This is a genomic window from Fusibacter fontis (genome assembly GCF_055378735.1).
Genome location: NZ_AP042445.1, coordinates 1,281,629 through 1,300,413, shown reverse-complemented (window position 1 = coordinate 1,300,413; position 18,785 = coordinate 1,281,629). Strand labels below are relative to the sequence as shown.

Here is an 18,785-nt window from a genome sequence, read left to right as displayed (position 1 = left end):
ATATAAACAAGAATGACATTCGGTTTGACTTAAATGATACTTTCATGTACAATAGTTGAGAAGTTAATAAAATCAAAATGCAAATGGTAGTGAAAATGATACAGATGGATCATTCCAGCGAAAGTTAGGAATGGGCATGCTGTATTTTTTTTTGCCAAATTAGAAAACGGAGGATTAATATGCCACAAAACAAAAGAGAAAGTGTCGTCTTTACCATCATGATGTGTTCATTCATGGTACTCATTATGAGCAACTATAATACAGCTTTGATTTTAGGTCAAGTGTCTGCGGAAAGCGTTCAAAAAGCTTTGCTAGGATTTCCGGTTGCATTTATTTTTGCGATGATTTGTGATTTAATGATTGTCTCACGTGCAGCGAAATGGTTCGTGTTTCGATTTGTAGTTAAACCTCAAGATGCCATGATTAAAAAAGTGTTGAGTATGTCTTGTGCGATGGTTGTTCCAATGGTAGTGATTATGTCATTTTATGGTGCTATTGAATTTGCTATTTTTACTGGCAATTGGCAATCGTTAGGGCTTACGTGGCGGATGAATATCCTAAAAAATATCATTGTAGCGCTTCCACTTCAACTACTCATAGCAGGACCTTTGGTAAGAAAAGCTTTTAGATGGATATATCCAATCACTTTAGTTGATGTAAATCAATAGATAAAATTAAATTGAGAATAAAATCAATATGATTGAAGAATCCCCCTTGCAAAATGTTAAACAATCAAGGGGGATGGATTTATACATTCAATTATGAATGTACCGTGGGTCAGAGTTGTTAGCTTAAAAAGTATAAACTACAGGCTCTGAAGTAAACGAAAAGAGTGTTGCAGTTGCATTTTTAAGAAAAAATACTTCCATTAACTCATCATCAACAGTGTAAAGACTTGATAGCGCTGCGGTGTTATCATCCATCATAGCCACACGTGCTTCTCTTCTTGAATCAAGGACAGCTTCTGCTTGTACACGCATCCAAGTCCCTTTATACATACCACAAATTTCAAGTTTTGGGATATTGCCCAGTTGAGAATATACTTTTTTTCGATTATTTGTTACGAGATAAAGTTTTTCTTCGAATTCACAGACCGCTCCAAATGGGCGCACATGAGGTTGATCACCTTCAATAGTCGCGAGGTAAAATGTTCCACAAGATTTGAGATAATTGAGTACTTCTTTCATTGGATGTTGCTCCTTTCAGTTTTTAACTTGATTTGATTACACACTTATTATATAATGTGTGAAAGTAATATCAAGTACGATATTTTATGATACCAGTATCAAAAACGATACTTAAGTTCAAAAGCAATGCATAACAAATTGCTAAAGCATAACAAATTGCTAAAACAAAACAAACTGCTAAAGCATAATACATTACCAACGCATAATATATTGCCAAAGAAAACTATATTGTTAAAGTATGATATATTTTCAAAGCATAATATGATGTAAGCAGATTAAATAGAAAGGATGCTCATATGCCTAAAAAAGAGTTGTTTGGAAAATGTCCATATGTAACCTCCCAAAAAGTATTAACCGGAAAATGGTCTATTTATATTCTCTATTTACTATCCACTGAAAATTCCATTCGGTTTAATGAGCTTTTAAGACGTATGCCAGAAGAAATGACGCACACCACTTTATCTCGGCAGTTAAAATTATTGGAAGACGAAGGTTTGATTACAAGAACAGAATTTTCGCAAATTCCGCCAAGAGTTGAATATTCGTTGAGTGAAATTGGATACAAATTTGAAAAAGTGCTAACGGCATTAGGCGAGTGGGGAGAATCCTATATTGAATATATTCATACGAGTCAGGAATATGCACGTTTGAATCGCTTGAAGTCGTGAGAAAAGGGTATTATCTATTTAATACTTTAAGAATGGCGGTGACATTGATGAATCAAGAGACTCAGCAGAATCGTAAAAGATTTATTGGATATTTTATCATATCTTTCCTTCTCGTATTTGTAAGTTCTTTTCTTATTTTGTTTTTTGTTGAAAAAGAAGTTCGTACGACACAAGTTGAGGCTATTAAAACTCAAGAAAATCGAGTTGTCGCTTTAGAGAACGACTATGTAGGCCGTGAGTTTCGCATGATATTATCAGACCTTCATTATTTACATCACGCATTTGAATCAGATTTAGTAAATGGAACAGACTATGAAAAAATAGCACAGAATTGGGTTCCCTTTTCCTCACAAAGGCTTATCTACGATCAAATTCGATATATAGACGTTCAGGGAGATGAGAAGATTCGGATTAATTTAGCTGAAAATGGCGCATACATCGTACCTAACTCAGAACTTCAAAATAAAAGTGATCGCTATTATTTTATTGAAACTATTCAACTTACAGACGAGAGTGTGTATATTTCACCATTGGATTTAAATGTTGAACTAGGGAAAGTCGAAATCCCTTATAAACCGATGATTCGATTTTCAACTCCAGTTTTTGATGAGAATCATCAATTGAAAGGAATCATTGTTTTAAATTATCTGGCTGAAGACTTACTTTCTGTGTTTAGAGTATTAGCTGAAAATAGTCAAGGAGAAATGATTTTACTTAATTCAAACGCGTATCGATTGTCTTCGGATACACCAGAAAAAGACTGGAATTTTATGTTTGACGAGACCAAAGGTCAGACATTTGAAAGCGAGTTCCCCGAAATATGGAAATTCATTCTTGAAGGAAATACACAAGTAGCAACTCAAGATGGTTTTTTTACAATTGCACCGGTCATATTGAGTCATAAACTCATCGATGAAGAAATGAAATCACATGGTTCTAAAATTGTGTTTGGAGATGTGAGCTGGTATATCGTGTCAGTGATCGATCAAAATCAAAAAGTGGGTGCACTTTTTAATCAAAATGTGTGGACAATGATACTTGATGTGTTAATCAAAAATAGTTACTATTTTATCGTTATTGCCATCATATCAGCATTGGTTGGTTTCTTAGTTTACGTGAATCGAAAAACATATGTAAAAATCAAATACTTTTCTGAATTTGATTCTTTGACAAAATCTTATAATCGACGCGCTGGAATTAACAAATTGAATGAGTTGTTTCCTTTAGATGAAAGACGACATTTCTTAGTAAGTCTATGTTTTATTGATATCAATGGTCTAAAAGAAGTCAATGATACCCTTGGTCATAAAAAGGGAGATGAGTTGATTCAAACAGTTGCAGAAGTGATTAAAAATACCATCCGAAAACAAGATTTTCTTATTAGATTGGGTGGCGATGAATTTCTAATCGTTTTTAGTGGAATTAAGATAGATGTAGCAGAGACCATTTGGAATCGAATCGTTCAAGTATATGATCGGATCAACCTTGAAGAAGATCGAGCTTATCTCATAAGCGTCAGTCATGGCGTAGTGGATTTTGATAATCAACAAAAGGCTTATGTCGATGATTTGATTCATTCAGCAGATGAAAAAATGTATCATGAGAAGAAAATCATTAAAGCAAATTTGAGTGTCATTAAATCATCCGTCAAAAATGAATAGCGACATTTGGAGTCCAATTAATTAGAAGGATTTAAATTTTAATATGACACAATATGAGTTAAATTATAAAGTGACGCAATAACTTTTCCAACAATGATTTGCACATGGTTTTATCAAAATTCTGACATTGATCTGAGGAGAAACCTGTTTTATATGGAAAAAAATCAAGGATTCATTAAAGAAATAGAAGAAACACAAATACAGGAAGCGGCACTATTTGCATGGAAAGTATATCAAGATGAATCAAAACGTACGACGCCACCTTATCATGATTTACAAGATATGGTCGCTCAATTTGAAAAAAAGGTAAAAAGTGTTTATCAAAGATTGTTAGCCTATACAGAAGATCAACAGCTCAAAGGTGTGTTTTCGGTTGATGTCAACGATGCTGAGAAATACATCGGAACCACGGGTGGACCCTATATAGAAGACATAGAGCGTTACGATGAAATTGCAGATGCTTTTATGGGATATTTAGAACAACACTGTAAAGGTTATGTATGCTATTTTGGTACGACTAAACCTAATGTTCGCTCTCAAATGTATTTAGAATCAAAAGGATTTGTTTGTACTGAAGATACAGTTCAAACGCGAATCGTACTAGAAAATTTAATGAGCGAAGCAACTCAGATAGTAACTCACAATGGTGAAAGTAATCAAGTCGAGCTATTAAAAGAGGAAGATTATGCGTTATACAGCCAGTTCCACAAAACTCATTTTCCTGATTATTACTGGACTGCGGATAAGATTTTTGAGGTCATCGACAAATGGCGAATCCATGTTGTTAAGCGTGAAGGAAAAATAATTGGATGCGTCTTTACTATGAAACAAACTGATATAAGTGGAGAAGTGTATGGCGCTACCGTTCTTCCAGAGTATGAGAAGACGCTTATGCTTGATCAGTTATATTATGCAAGTGCACAAGCGTGGTTTGAATGTGGCGTTCTTGAAATTGTGAATTTCATACCAGAAGGGTATATGCTAGATGCTGCAATCCGTGTGGGCTATCAGCCTTATGACACGTATATGTGTTACTATAAAGAATGTTTAATGGGTTAGAAAAGCAATGGTACTCATTCTAATTTTAATTCATGTAAAATGGTAATTATAAAGTTTTCAATTGTTAATGATAATTAATATCAATTAGATTTACAAAAGTAGCGCACTTTGTTATAATCTTAACAGATAGCACGTATGAGCCATCTGAATCTATTATACAAGGGAGCGCTATTTTGAAATTTCATAAAGGTTTGATGATTATACTCATTTTATTATTTATTTCGTCGGTGAGTCGCTATTTTTATACGTACCATTACGATTCAAATGATGATCCGAATCAAGAAATCTCACAAATGAATGAAGACTCAAATCTAGAAGGGACATCTAATCTCATTGAAATAATGATTATTTTTGTTCCTCTAAGTTGGATGATCATCATCAAATTTCTTGGTATGAGAAGTGAGCGATTAGGTTCTATGGATTTTTTAACAAAACTATCGAATCGAAGAGCTTTAGAAAAAAGAAAATCTCGGTATGATATAGACACAACTTCAGTTTTATATTTGGATTTAGACAATTTAAAGAAGATCAATGATACCATTAATCACAAGGAAGGCGATAAGCTTATTGTCAATTTCACAGATCGTTTAAAATCTATTTGCTCACACAAAAATATATACAGGGTTGGTGGCGATGAGTTTATAATCATCCACAAAGGAAATGTTGAACCTTTATTGTCAAAGCTTCAAAATGTGTTAAATAGTGAAGAAGATGAACTTCAAATTAAGAAGTTTTCATTCTCGGCGGGTGTCGTTGTCATGAAAGACTTGAAACTGTCCTCTTTTGAAGAGGCCATTAGTATCGCAGACTATACGATGTATGAGGCGAAAAATAGCGGCAAGGGAAATATTCTGATAGCGAATCAGGAACATGTAGAAGCGTTTAGACTCATTCATTATATCAAACTTCATCTTGAACGCACGTGCCAATCGCACGGTTTTATTCCGTATTTTCAACCGATTATTGATGGTGAGACTGGGCGGATAAAAGGGTTTGAGACGCTTGTTAGGATGCGTATTGGAGATCATTTTGCCCCGAATGACAGTTTAATAAAACAAGCAAGAGAACTCAACTTGCTCAGTATGATTGATATGCAAATGTATGAAGAAAGTTTGAAGTTTGCCCGTTATCTATTTAATCAAGGATTTGCGAATGATCAGTGGATTTTCAATTCGAACTTTTCTGCTCATACCCTATCAAGGGTGAAGATTGAGAAGTTGAAAGCGATTGCAGATTTATATGAAATCAACCCCAATCAAATTGTCATTGAAATTACAGAAGATGAACTGCTAGAAAAATCTATTCAAACATTTTTGTCGAGCTATAAGCAGTACGGGTTTAAGATTGCAATCGACGACTTCGGAGCTGCATATTCTTCGTTTGTTCGATTACTAGAAATAAAACCGGATATCATGAAAATAGACCGCTCTCTTCTAACCATGGATATCGCCTGCAATCAAGATGTGAAAAATATCTACAACAACATTGTGCATCTTGGTAGAGACTTAAACTCGACAATCACTGCTGAAGGCGTGGAAAATCTAGAGCAGATCGCATTGCTAAAATCGTTTGGAGTAGAGTCTTTGCAAGGGTATCACTTTTCGAGACCTGTTCCTAAAAGCGAATTTATTCGACTTCTTGGTGAACAGTTCAACAAAGCATAATCATCCTAGTTCTGCAATATCAAGCAACCTATTTCAGCTTTAATAGGTTGTTTTTTATGTCCATAAATCTAATTACTCATATTGATTTTACCAGATTTTAACTTGAGGTATAGAGAGTGGTTCGATATAATTCATAGTGGTTATACTTAAACAATTGAAAGAAGGTGTTATATTTCATGCAAATCATTAAAGTTGGAATTTCAAAAATCATCGGTTCTATAATCATACTTGTTGCAATCATTGTAGGCATCTATCTAATTTATCATAGACAATACAATGGGATATGGGAAATGAAAGGGTATGGATTTTCACTTAAAATAAACCATGGATGGGTTCAAGTTTTTGAAACAACCGAGCATTATTATTGCGAAGAAGAAGCTTATAAAGGCATTGTTTTTGGAAGAACTTTGTTCTCTGGTATGGGTAAATTTCAACTTGTTAAAGAGGGGGAAGTCCTTAAACTAAAAGACATGGGATCGCAAGTGACCTATGAATTGACAAGAAAATCTAGTCAATATTATGAGGATAAGCATCTCGTAAAAACAGGTGAACAAGTTGAAAAATTAGGGATGTTTTATGAGATGTATCAGGAGAATTATGCGTTTCAATCACTTTATCATACTGACTTGAGAAATCAATATGAGAAAATCAAGCAGACGATAACTCCTGAAAGTTCAGATGAAATGCTATATGAAGCAATGAAATCATTGGTATCAGATTTAAAAGATGGGCATGTGTCTGTTGAATTTGGAGATCAATCATATTGTCCAAAAGATTTTGTTCCTACATGGTACAAAAATCGCGATCAACTTGAGTTATTTTCGAAAGTTATCACGGAAAATTATGCAAAATCATATTATAAGTTTGAAGATTGCATGATTCGCTATGGGTATTTATCAGATGATGTTGGTCTTATTTTGATTCGTGGCATGGGAGTTGAATCCCTAGAAAAATCAAAATCAACTCAGGAAGCTATGAATCGAATCATTCGAGAATTTAATAAAAAAAATATTGGAAAAATTGCAATTGATCTTCGCTTTAACAGCGGTGGATTTGATGAAGCTTCACTTTGTATTGCGGGCTATTTCACAGACCAGTCCTATGTTGCTTATCAAAAGCAAGCTTTTTATAAAGAGAATTTTACAGAGTTACAAAGTATCTCCGTTAAACCTCAATCGGAATATTTTATGGGGGATGTATATGTCTTGACAAGCGGATTTACCATAAGTGCTGCTGAAACGTTTACGCGAGCTTTGTTGGCCAACCCAAATCACCATGTAACGATTGTAGGAGAACAAACAGCTGGATTTTATTCGGATGCAATACCGAGAACTTTACCAGATGGTTTTTCATACTCGCTTTCAAATGAGCGTTATATTGGGAAGACAGCATATCGTATGACGATAAAATCAACTTCATCTGATTCAGATGAAGTGTTCGAAGGACAGGGGATTGTTCCAGATTATATCATTCCAGTTTCAATGGAATCTGTGAGTCGTGGAAAAGACGATGCATATGAGTGGATATTACAACAACCATAAATAATCAAATGAATGAGTGCTTGCATATCATGATGAAATCATTGCATATTATGATAGATGCGTTGTATATCATGCAGATGCATGAGTGAATTGTTTAATTGACTTTTCGTGCGGTATACATTAAGAGAGGGATTAATTGAGTCTTTTGCTGTGCGGAAGTCAGGTGTCTACATGATTAAAAATATTTATCAAAATCAACCAACTGAGTATCAACCAAATTTTAAAAGCGAAATGATCCGATCGAACTTTAAAACGGTTTATTATGTTCTATTGGTATTAGTACCAGTTGCGGTTTTTATGCTTTTTATGTCTGTGATGATACACGATAAGACCAACATTATCATCGCAAATAGCTTCTTGCTAATCACGAGTTTCTGTTTATTAATGGGGCATAAGCGGATTCAGAAAAACGACTTTGGGTATTCTTTAAAATCTGCAAAAATAGTTACTCATTTAACTTATACCGTGATCTTACTTTGGGGAATGCATATGGTTGGATATAATCCGGATCAAGTGATTTTTGTGATGGATATGGTTCTTTCCATTTATACATTGGCTTTTTTATTTATGACGACTTATCAGGTATTGACGCTTTATTATGGTTTTAGCTTGATTTACTTAATGTTTTTTACGCCTTATTCAGAAGGCTTACTGACAGATCTACCTAAACTCATGTCGCCGATCCTCATCATGATTTCCGCATTTTTTATCTCGAGAATGCTCTATCTACAAATGATGGAACGTTTTGTGATGAGTGAAAAGTTAAAGGAAAGTCATATGGGATTGACTTCAGAACTTTTTAGAACCCTTGAAAAGTTACGTATGACAGAAAAAAGTATGAGTGATGATATCATTCGTACACTTGTAAAAGTATTGGAATATCATGATTCTTATACGCGAGGTCATTCTGAAAATGTGGCAGATTTCGCAGCTCAAATTGCCAGACAGATGGCGTTTTCTCAAGAGCAAATTGACGAACTGATCGTATGTGGCTTAGTACATGATATCGGAAAGATACTGATTCCATCTGATTTACTCAATAAGACGTCTGTTTTAACTGCCGAGGAGTATCAAACGATTAAACAACATAGCAGATTTGGATATAACATGCTGATAGAAGCGAAATATCTTAAGCGCATTGCTAAAATAGTGTTACATCATCACGAAAGATGGGATGGTAAGGGGTATCCTGATGGTCTAAAGGCAGATGAAATTCCACTTGAATCTCAAATTCTTGTGGTTGCAGATGCTTGGGATGCTATGACTTCTGAGAGAATTTACAAAAAAGCGAAAACCGTCGATGCCGCTTTACATGAGATGAAACTCTTAAAGGGCAGCCAGTTTTCGCCGAGTGTTGTTGATGTGCTTGATGAGGTCATACGAAAATCTAAGTAGATTTAATGACTCATTGTATCTAATTTACACAAAATCTTTTGATAACTGCTTAATTTCTTCATAATGTTCAATGACAATATCTGCGACTTTCGGGTGAAAATGTTTTCCTCTTTGTTCGATGAAATACGTGTAGACTTCATCATAACTCCAAGCGCGTTTGTATACGCGTTTGGATAAAAGTGCGTCCATGACATCTGCTGCGGCGACAATTGCCCCGATTAATGGAATGTCATCTCCAGATAACTGATTTGGATAGCCAGTTCCGTCGTATTTTTCATGATGTGTCCAAGCGATGATGGCTGCATAGTCCATTAAAGTGCTGCTAGCTCCATTTAAAATATTATAGCCCATATTTGCATGAAGTTTCATCACTTCGTATTCTTCTGGAGTCAAAGTAGTGGTTGAATTTAGGATATCATCAGGGATACCGACTTTACCAATATCGTGAAGCGTTGAGGCTAGTGCGATTATTTTAGCTTCTTCTGGAGCAAAATCCATTTTTAGTGCGATAAATTCAGTGATATCAGACACTTTCTGAACGTGTTCGCTAGTTTCTTTGGACTTTAGATCCACGGTACTGCCCAGACGAAGTAATAATTCCTTTTGAGTGTAGTTAAGCTCATCATTTAGATTGGTAATAGATTGATTCATTTCTTCAAGTCTTAGCATATAGGTTTTGTTAGAATTTTGAGATTCTACAAAAGAGATGGCCATAACGCCGATTATGAAGATTAGGAGCCACAAGACTCCCCAGTGTGAAATAAGGAGTGGCGTTGTTTGACTAATGATAAATGTAACAAGGCAGCCCGATAAGCCAATGGAATATAGGACACTTTTTAAGTCTTTCCGGTAGAGACTAAAAAGTGTGATTATAATCAATATGATTGATCCAATTGCTACAGTACCGTCTAAAAACATAAAGTAGATGCCATAAAGCTTATTGATAGTAGCACTCCAGTAGAAAAATCTAAAGATTTCCATAAATATTCCGATGCCTGCAATCATCCAAGACCATATGGTCAAGTAATGTAATGCAAAAGAAAACATCGTTCTTTTAAGGAGTGTCTTGTTGAGTTTCAAAAAGAGTGGAATCATCGTATCAGCTGATATGATGTAAATGATAATGAGCACCCATATCGGAACAATCGAGAAATTTTCCCGAATCCAAAAACTGTGACGATGAAAATCAAATATTGCCCAAACGCCAAAAATACCCGTAAAGTACGCGGTATTTTTTAAATAGACCACAATTTGAGGGTTCTTAATAATTACACTCATCACCAAAAGAAAGATGGCAACGACAATGAGTAAAAATGAAATTGCTAGACGAAGATCCGCACCAAGAAGTTTAGATTTTAATGAAATCATCTCCGTGGTGATATTGATGCCTATAAACGGAATCCCATCAGTTGATTCTGCAATAAGATAAAACGTATCGCCTTCAACGGGAATTGTTACCATGTTCACAAGATAACTGTACATCTCATAAGGCGATTCTGTGTGCCACTGATACAGGGCATTTAGATTTTGATCATATAGAGTAAATGCGTCGCTAAAAACCTGTGGAATATTAAACAATCTTAGATTGGATTGACTCGTCTTGAATCGCATGGCATAAAAATTCATGCCAGATTCAGGTGTAGGCAAATAGGGTTTATCTATTGAGATCCATGTATCTTTTAGCGCGTCAACTGAACTGGATTGAAGAAATTGGTAAGAATAACCGGTGATATCATACTGCTCAGTTGGTTTTTTTAGATCGATAAAGATAATGGATATAAACACAAAAATAAATAGGGTAAAACACAAAATGGATAAGAGCTTCTTAATTGTATGAAAGAAAGTCATGATGTTACCTCCTATCCATCATTTTACCCGTATTTAGAATGAATACAACATAAAATGACAAAATGTCATTTCCAAATGAAGCTTACAGAGAGTGACATCTATTGACACCCAGTAAATGTTCAAGAATTTGAACGGCATTTGTGCTCGCGCCTTTGCGGATATTGTCGGACACGCACCAGAGATTGAGGCCATTTTCAGTACTGAAGTCTCTTCGAATTCGCCCGACGAACACTTCGTCTTTTCCTTCGGCAGTGAGCGGCATTGGGTAGAGGTTTTGATTAGGATCGTCTTGTAAAACAAGCCCTGGAATCTTAGCTGTTTGATAAAGACTCAAAACCTCTTCAAGCGCAAAAGCCTGCTCTGTTTCGAGATTGATGCTGACTGCATGCGCATATTGAGTGGGAACCCGAACGGCGGTTGCGGTTACACAGATGTCCTTTTCAAATATTTTTTGCGTTTCAAGGATCATTTTTGTTTCTTCCTTAGTATAACCATTATCTAAGAACACATCGATGTGTGGGAGCAGATTGTTGGCAATTTTGTAAGGATAAAAGCGAGGAGTGTCTCCTTTTGAGGTTGCTTCTAAATCTGCAAGTCCATCTAAACCAGAACCTGAAACCGATTGATAGGTGCTGTAAATGATGCGTTTTGCGCCGTATTTTTTAACAATTGGATAGAGCGCTAAAACGGATTGTATCGTTGAACAGTTCGGATTTGCGATAATGCCCTTATGATGCTTTAAAGCATGTGCATTGATTTCGGGAACTACTAATGGAACATTTGGATCCATACGAAATTCGCTTGAATTGTCAATCACGATAATGCCTTTGCTGGCAGCAATAGGAGCATACTGCTTGCTAACCTCACCACCAGCTGCAAAGAGGAGATAGTCCAAATGGAGAAGGGATGATTCTGTGAGTTCCTGAACTTGGAGCACGGTATTTTTAAATGGTATTTTTTTTCCTGCCGAAGACTTTGATGCAAATAATTCGACAGTGACATCCAGCGATCTCTCTTCAAGTCTCTTAATCATTTCTGTTCCAACCAAACCGGTTGCGCCTACGATTCCAACTTTTTTCTTCATGTGATATACTCCTTATTTTTTATTATGTTTGTAATATCGCCAATAACAGCTGTTGCGGTTTCTCGAGAACCTGCTCCCGCGCCTGAAAAGAATAACTCTCCTGCATATTTTAAACGGATGAGAATACCATTTTGAGCACCATCAATAGAGTAAAGTGGATGGTCAGAACTGAGCAGTTCAGGCTGTACAGAGAGCGACAACGTATGATTTTCAAAAGACAAAGAATTGATGAGTTTGATTTTTTGGTGATTGTCATATGCAGTTTTGATGGTTTCACCAGAAATTTCTGAGATACCAATGCGTTTAATGGATGTTTCCGATGGAAATGTTCCTGTTGCGAGATATGCTAGTATTCCCAGTTTATACATAGCGTCATATCCACCAATATCAGAAGATGGATCAGCTTCCAAATACCCAAGCTGAGTGGCAATTTCAAAGGCTTCATCATAAGTATGTCCACGGCTAATTTGAGTGAGTATGAAGTTTGTTGAACCGTTCAAAATCGCTTGGATTGATTCGATTGAATCAGAGATGAGCGATTCTTCAAGAGCACGTATAATGGGAATTACACCTGCAACTGCAGCTTCAAAACGCATTTGTACACCCGCTTCATTAGCCTGTTTAATAAATTGCCCACCATCCTTAAAAATGGCCATTTTGTTAGCGGTAATGATATGTTTATTGTGCTCGATCGCACACTGGATGTAGTGTGGTGCGATGGTATTTCCACCGATAAGTTCACAGACAATTTTTATGTCATCATCTAAAAATATGTCATCAGGATTCACCGTCATAAGCGTTTGAACTTCAAGAGGGTATTTTTCAATCGTTCGAACGAGAATTTTTTTGATGCACACTTCAATATCTTGCCCTGTTTGTCGTTTAAGTTGACGCGTAATGTGGTCCTTTTGTTCGTTTAATATGGCGTAGACACCAGTCGCCACAGTTCCAAAACCCAGTAAAGCAATCTGTATTTGTTTCATATGTCACCTCTTTAATCAAATTATTGTATCGTTTATCTTGCAACAAAGGTCCCTTTTTTATCAGGCGCATTGGTATTTCGGATATTCAGGGGGATTTTATTTGTCATAATTGGACGAATTGCATCTATATGATACACTTGGTCTCCAATTTCACTAATTCGAATGAACTCATCGTAACTCAATCGTTCAATAAGTGTCGCATCCGAGTGCTTTCTTGGATCTTTATCCATTAAACCATCGACGTCAGTCCAATTTTCGTATACTAAGGCTTGCAGTGCACCTGCGATAATGGACCCCGTAATATCGGATCCTCCTCGTTTAAACGTCTTGATTTTTCCGTGTATATCAGTTCCATAGAATCCAGGAATGACTACTTTCATATCCTGTCCAATGGTTTTGCAGATACTTAGGTTCGTTTTATCCACATCGACGGAACCATCTTCCTGAAAGTAAATCAAGTTGGAAGCATCTAAAAATGTATAGCCTAAATAACAGGCCATGAGTTTGGCAGATAAATATTCTCCTCGGCTTAGAACGAAATCCAAATCTCGAGAAGTTTCGATGGATTCCATGGTGATATCAATATCTTCAATGACATGTGGATTCAAAGATAAGTTTCGAACGATTTTCAAGTATCGCGCTCTGATGATGGACAGAATATTTTCTTTTTCATTAAAATCCGAACATTCAAAGTAAGCAATCAATAGATCCGTTACTTTTATGTCTCCGGGGAATCGCTTTCCAGGAGCTGAGACGACAACAACACTTCGGTTCTCTTCGCTGGTAATAATGTCCTTAACTTTTTGATATTGGTCGCTATCGCATAAGGACGTTCCACCAAATTTCACAACTTTTTTAGCGGCAATCGCTTCAAGTTCATAAGGTGTAGATTCATAAATGCAGTAGTTAATCCAGTTGGAAAACAACAAACTGCTGTGAGCGCGCCATTTCATATGAATGTTTGATTCTAAAGGTTCCCCCATAAAATAATTGACTGGTGGATCTATGGAAAGTCCTTTATCCAAATCCCTCAGATATTCTTTATACAAGCTATCTTTATCGTATTCATTGTGACCGGACATAAAAATCAAACGATGGTCGAGACTTGAGGCCAAACAGACGCCAGTATCTTCTCGCGAACTGATGACCATCAAGTCAGGTGTATGCTTAATATCTTCTGAAAGCGTATACGTGTAGCGTGATTGTGGTGAGTAAAATGAATCATCTAGTCCACGGGTGAGAGGCGTGTGTTGTAAAATGTCGTATTCATAGACTCCGAAAATTTTCTTTTGACTCGCGTTTTTTTGAATACCATAGTAGTGATATAGTGCTGCTTGAGCTGCCCAACAGATAAATAATGACGAGTAGACATTTGTACGGGCGTATTCAAATATTTCTTGGAGTTCTTCCCAGTAGTGAACCTCCTCAAACTCTAGTTGTTCAACAGGAGCCCCTGTGATAATCATGCCATCGTACTTAAGGTGTTTGATCTCAGAAAATCGCTGATAAAACAGCTCCAGATGTTCTCGATCTGTATGTTTAGATTCGTACTGGCTCATTCTGATAAAATCCACATGAATCTGAATCGGCGTATTGGATAGAGCGCGAAGGAGTTGCTTTTCCGTTTCGTCTTTATTCGGCATCAAATTGAGTATTGCGATGCGAATGGGGCGAATATCTTGGGTTTTTGCGCGACTTTTACTAATGGTATAGATAGACTCTTTAAGTAATGCCGTTTTCGCAGGTAGATAATCATCGATTACAACTGGCATTAGGTATCACTCCTTTCAAACGCTTGACTCAAATCTTCAATGAGATCATTGCTCGATTCAATTCCGACAGATAATCGCACGGTGTTTTCTCTCACACCCGCTGCAAGCTGAGCTTCTTTTGTCAGTTGGCGATGCGTCATGCTCGCTGGATGTAGGATATGCGAACGCACATCTGCCACATGAACGGCAAGTGTAATGAGCTTCAGGCCATCGATAAAACGTTTACTTTCTTCATAGCCGCCTCGAATACCAAATGAAATCACACCGCTTCCACCTCGTGGGAGATATTTCTGAGCCAGTTCAAATTGACTGTTTTGAGGTAAATGCGGATAATCAACCCATTCAATTTGTGGATGAGCTTCTAAAAAGCGTGCAATTTCAAGTGCATTCGAGCAGTGACGGTCCATTCTAAGAGCAAGTGTTTCGCATCCGAGGTTGGTTAAAAATGCATTGAAAGGGCTCATCGTCGCTCCAATATCCCTTAAATAGACGGCTCTGAGTTTGGTCAAAAACGCAGCTGCACCAAACGGTTTTGTAAAAATTAAATCATGGTAGTTGGGGTCTGGTTCGGATAATGATGGAAATCGACCATTTTCCCAAGGAAATGTGCCCGAATCTACAACAATACCGCCCAAACTCGTTGCATGTCCGTCAAGGTACTTTGAACTTGAATGAATAATCACATCTGCACCATGTTGAAAGGGTTGGCATAAATACGGAGTAGGGAAGGTATTATCGACAAATAACGGTACATGATTGCGATGAGCAAGGGTTGAAAAACGTTCAATATCTAATACTTTTAAACTTGGATTGCTAAGCACTTCGCCAAATAATAGTTTGGTGTTTGGACGGAAAGCGCGTTCAATTTCTTCATCTGAATCGGTAATATCCACAAAAGTGACATCGATTCCAAAGTCCTTGCATCTCGATTGTATGAGCACAAAAGTCCCGCCGTATAAATTCTTAAAGGCCACAATATGATCACCAGATTTACAGAGTGTCAAGATGGCGAGTAGCGTTGCGGATTGCCCTGAAGCTGTGGTTACAGCACCGATTCCACCTTCAAGAGATGCTACTTTTTCTTCAAAAACACTCAGCGAGGGATTTGAGATTCGAGAGTAAAGATGCCCTTCGGCTGAGAGGGCAAAGAGATTTCCCACATCATCAGCGGTGTCGTACTTATAAGTTGTGGATTGATAAAGTGGTGCAATGCGAGGTTCGCCATTTTTAGGAGCGTATCCTGCTTGAACGCATTGTGTTTCAATCGATAAATGTTTCATATTGACCTCCTTGACATGTAATGGTGCTCATTTTTTGCAATAAAAAAAGCTCTCGTCCTATAAAAGGACGAAAGCTCTATGCTCCGTGTTACCACCTTAATTCATTATTGCCTCACAACAATAACCTCTTCGAGTACAATCATACTCTAGCGCTATAACGGGCACCACCGTACTGATCTAATCATCGCCTCGACCAGTCCTAGAGAAAGACCATGTTCATCTCCGTATCCTTACCTTCTCGCACCAACCGAAGGCTCTCTGAAAAGTGTCTAGAAATTACTCTTCTTCCTATAAAGTTTAAATATGAATTTTGTTTGAAGAATTTTAATTTATGTTCGTATGTTAGCATTGTTTAAAAATTCTGTCAATCCTATTTTGAAAAAAATTTTATCGTATTCAGAATCTTATTGTGATGAATGATGTCATTTTCTAAGTGAACATTATCATTTTTCTGGATGGAATTGGTGTATAATAGAGCATATAGAGTGCGTGAGAAAGGAGCGTGTTTATGCCATTTTTTGAGTATGGAATGAAAGAAATTGAAGCGTTAAAGCGCCAAGATTTAATATTGGGGCAAGCAATCGATCGAATTGGATGGATTCAGCGTGAAATTTTCCCAGAACCTTTTCCAGCTTTAATACAGAGTATTGTAAGCCAGCAGATTTCAACAAAAGCAGCCATCACAGTTTGGAATAAGTTTTGTAACTTGATAGGACCGGTAAACGCTCAAAATATCATGAACTGTCCAGATGAAGACATCCAAAAATGTGGAATGTCTCATCGAAAAGTGAGTTATATCAAAGATGCTGCAAGAGTATCTCTATCAGGTGAAGTCAATTTTGAAACGCTACACCTTCTGTCAGATGAAGAAATCATTCAAAAGCTTATTCAGATTAAAGGAGTGGGCGCTTGGACGGCGGAAATGATGCTTATTTTTACTTTTACGCGTCCAGATGTGGTGAGCTTTAAAGATTTAGCCATTTGCAGAGGGATGATGAGATTATATGGTTTGGAGAAACTTTCAAAAGAAACTTTTGAGCAGTATCGCAGGCAATACTCACCATATGGAACAGTGGCATCGCTGTATCTTTGGGCGATGGCAGTAGAATAGATCGTTATCACAATACGAATAGATAGTTATAACAATACGAATAGATAGTTATAACAGCATCGATAAAAAGTCGTAATAATGTAAAATAGTCGTAATAACACTAAATGGTCATATAAAATAAAAATAAAGTCATAGGTTCTGACTGAGGAGGATCGCGATGAAAATTGGTATTATTGTGTATTCACAAACTGGTAACACATTACTCGTATCTGAAAGACTTGAAAATCGACTGAAAAATAAGAATCACGAGGTTACCGTTGAAAAAATTCAAGTTGAAAATGAAAAAGCCCCAACTAAGTTGGTGTATTCGCCCAATTTACAGCAGTATGATGTGGTGATTCTGGGTGCGCCTGTGCAAGCGTTTGGATTAGCACCTGCGATGAAAACGTATCTTCAACAAATGGAATCACTTGAAAACAAAAAAGTGTTCATTTTTGTCACACAACACTTTAAAAAAGCATGGTTAGGTGGCAACGGAGCTCTCAAAAAAATGAACCAATTGTGCCAACTGAAAGGTGGAAAAGCGCAAGGCAAGATGGACATTCACTGGTCGAGTGATCAAAGAGATGCCCAGATTGAAGCAGTCGTTACTGCCGTTGAAACGTTTGTGTCCAATTTATAATCACGATAAGTGAACATACGAGGACTTCAAAAACAGACATAAGAACGAGTATAAGATCAAGTATAAACTCAAATATAAGATCAAGTATATGAAAGGATTCAACCATGCCTGCAAATATTCATAGTGAGAAAGATGCCATAAGAGCGTCATCTGAATATGACATCATTGACATGAATGCGTATAAAAGAAAAGCACATTTTGATTATTTTAAAACACTTGCATATCCATATGTCGGCGTTACTTTAGAGGTGGATGTTAGTGAGTTTGTTAACGAGATTCGCCGTAAAGAGATTCCGTTTTTTCTGTCGTTTTTATGGTGCGTTTCGCAAGCTGCGAATGAGGTTCCTGTATTGAGACAAAGAATTGTTGGCGAAGGCATTATTGAATATAAGAGGTGTTGTACATCCCATACTGTTGCAAAGGAAGATGGCACATACTCATATTGCACACTGTCGAGCGATATGACATTTGATGAGTTTATAAAGCAATCAAAACCACTTCATGAATTGGCAAAGCAACACGGAACGATTCATGAAGATGAAAATGAGATTCAATCTTTGTTTTTTATTTCTTCACTACCGTGGTTTTCTTATACATCTTTAATTCAACCTGTTCCAATACCTGCAGATAGCAATCCTAGAATAACATGGGGACGGTATAAGCAAGTTGGAACAGAACTTTTAATGCCATTGACCATATTGTGTCACCATGCACTTGTAGATGGTCAACATATAGCGGATTTTTATGAAAAACTCAAGCTAAAAATGAAAGTCTGTATAGATGAAATATCCAAATAAATAAAAATCGGCTTAATAGGTCATTCATACCTAATTAAGCCGATTTTTTTATGATAAAAAGTTTCTAGTACTTGCTTTCATATCTACTAATTTGGAATATCACAAGAGAACAA

The 18,785-nt window shown here is 36.7% G+C and carries 16 protein-coding genes and 1 other annotated feature; of the genes, 10 read left to right on the top strand and 6 right to left on the bottom strand.

The window, feature by feature from the left end:
• The first annotated feature begins 179 nt into the window (after positions 1–179).
• Positions 180–668, top strand: a complete 489-nt coding sequence (locus tag ACZ41W_RS05850; protein ID WP_464313950.1) for a DUF2798 domain-containing protein — start codon at positions 180–182, stop codon at positions 666–668.
• A 123-nt stretch (positions 669–791) separates the two neighbouring features.
• On the opposite strand, the gene ACZ41W_RS05845 is transcribed toward ACZ41W_RS05850, so the two are convergent.
• Positions 792–1,187: a pyridoxamine 5'-phosphate oxidase family protein gene (locus tag ACZ41W_RS05845; protein ID WP_464313949.1), complete on the bottom strand. Its 396-nt coding sequence runs from the start codon at positions 1,185–1,187 to the stop codon at positions 792–794.
• Between the two features lie 296 nt (positions 1,188–1,483).
• On the opposite strand from ACZ41W_RS05845, the gene ACZ41W_RS05840 reads away from it, so the two are divergent.
• The 6 genes from ACZ41W_RS05840 (at position 1,484) to ACZ41W_RS05815 (ending at position 9,175) form a co-directional block, all read left to right on the top strand.
• Positions 1,484–1,855, top strand: a complete 372-nt coding sequence (locus tag ACZ41W_RS05840; RefSeq protein WP_464313948.1) for a winged helix-turn-helix transcriptional regulator — start codon at positions 1,484–1,486, stop codon at positions 1,853–1,855.
• A gap of 47 nt (positions 1,856–1,902) precedes the next feature.
• On the top strand, positions 1,903–3,516 hold the full coding sequence (locus ACZ41W_RS05835) for a diguanylate cyclase domain-containing protein (RefSeq protein ID WP_464313947.1): 1,614 nt from the start codon (positions 1,903–1,905) through the stop codon (positions 3,514–3,516).
• A gap of 153 nt (positions 3,517–3,669) precedes the next feature.
• The gene (locus tag ACZ41W_RS05830; protein WP_464313946.1) at positions 3,670–4,575 is read left to right on the top strand and encodes a hypothetical protein; all 906 of its coding nucleotides are present in this window, start codon (positions 3,670–3,672) and stop codon (positions 4,573–4,575) included.
• 173 nt (positions 4,576–4,748) lie between these two features.
• Positions 4,749–6,239: an EAL domain-containing protein gene (locus ACZ41W_RS05825; RefSeq protein ID WP_464313945.1), complete on the top strand. Its 1,491-nt coding sequence runs from the start codon at positions 4,749–4,751 to the stop codon at positions 6,237–6,239.
• Between the two features lie 176 nt (positions 6,240–6,415).
• On the top strand, positions 6,416–7,780 hold the full coding sequence (locus ACZ41W_RS05820; RefSeq protein WP_464313944.1) for a S41 family peptidase: 1,365 nt from the start codon (positions 6,416–6,418) through the stop codon (positions 7,778–7,780).
• 171 nt (positions 7,781–7,951) lie between these two features.
• Positions 7,952–9,175: an HD-GYP domain-containing protein gene (locus ACZ41W_RS05815; RefSeq protein ID WP_464313943.1), complete on the top strand. Its 1,224-nt coding sequence runs from the start codon at positions 7,952–7,954 to the stop codon at positions 9,173–9,175.
• 24 nt (positions 9,176–9,199) lie between these two features.
• Here ACZ41W_RS05815 and ACZ41W_RS05810 read toward each other — a convergent pair whose 3' ends face one another.
• The 5 genes from ACZ41W_RS05810 to ACZ41W_RS05790 all read right to left on the bottom strand — a co-directional run bounded on the left by ACZ41W_RS05810 (position 9,200) and on the right by ACZ41W_RS05790 (position 16,142).
• Positions 9,200–11,023 (bottom strand): HD-GYP domain-containing protein, encoded by a 1,824-nt coding sequence (locus ACZ41W_RS05810; RefSeq protein ID WP_464313942.1) that lies wholly within the window; start codon positions 11,021–11,023, stop codon positions 9,200–9,202.
• Between the two features lie 82 nt (positions 11,024–11,105).
• Entirely contained in the window at positions 11,106–12,107 is a 1,002-nt protein-coding gene (locus ACZ41W_RS05805) for an aspartate-semialdehyde dehydrogenase (RefSeq protein ID WP_464313941.1), read from the bottom strand.
• Positions 12,104–13,090 (bottom strand): homoserine dehydrogenase, encoded by a 987-nt coding sequence (locus tag ACZ41W_RS05800; RefSeq protein ID WP_464313940.1) that lies wholly within the window; start codon positions 13,088–13,090, stop codon positions 12,104–12,106. Before ACZ41W_RS05800 ends, ACZ41W_RS05805 begins: the two co-directional genes overlap by 4 nt.
• A 32-nt stretch (positions 13,091–13,122) precedes the next feature.
• A complete protein-coding gene (locus tag ACZ41W_RS05795; RefSeq protein WP_464313939.1) occupies positions 13,123–14,862 on the bottom strand; it encodes a homoserine O-acetyltransferase/O-succinyltransferase family protein in 1,740 nt (579 codons plus the stop codon).
• A complete protein-coding gene (locus ACZ41W_RS05790; protein WP_464313938.1) occupies positions 14,862–16,142 on the bottom strand; it encodes an O-acetylhomoserine aminocarboxypropyltransferase/cysteine synthase family protein in 1,281 nt (426 codons plus the stop codon). The genes ACZ41W_RS05795 and ACZ41W_RS05790 overlap by 1 nt, the downstream gene beginning before the upstream one ends.
• A 60-nt stretch (positions 16,143–16,202) precedes the next feature.
• Positions 16,203–16,444, bottom strand: a binding site (T-box leader).
• A 206-nt stretch (positions 16,445–16,650) separates the two neighbouring features.
• Between ACZ41W_RS05790 and ACZ41W_RS05785 the strand changes: the two genes are divergently transcribed.
• The 3 genes from ACZ41W_RS05785 (at position 16,651) to ACZ41W_RS05775 (ending at position 18,672) form a co-directional block, all read left to right on the top strand.
• A complete protein-coding gene (locus tag ACZ41W_RS05785; RefSeq protein ID WP_464313937.1) occupies positions 16,651–17,253 on the top strand; it encodes a DNA-3-methyladenine glycosylase family protein in 603 nt (200 codons plus the stop codon).
• Positions 17,254–17,410: 157 nt separating this feature from the next.
• Positions 17,411–17,875, top strand: coding sequence for a flavodoxin family protein (locus tag ACZ41W_RS05780; RefSeq protein ID WP_464313936.1), 465 nt, complete (start codon positions 17,411–17,413; stop codon positions 17,873–17,875).
• A 104-nt stretch (positions 17,876–17,979) separates the two neighbouring features.
• Positions 17,980–18,672 carry a CatA-like O-acetyltransferase gene (locus tag ACZ41W_RS05775; RefSeq protein WP_464313935.1) on the top strand — a complete coding sequence of 231 codons (693 nt, stop codon included), beginning with the start codon at positions 17,980–17,982 and terminating at the stop codon, positions 18,670–18,672.
• Positions 18,673–18,785: the final 113 nt, after the last annotated feature.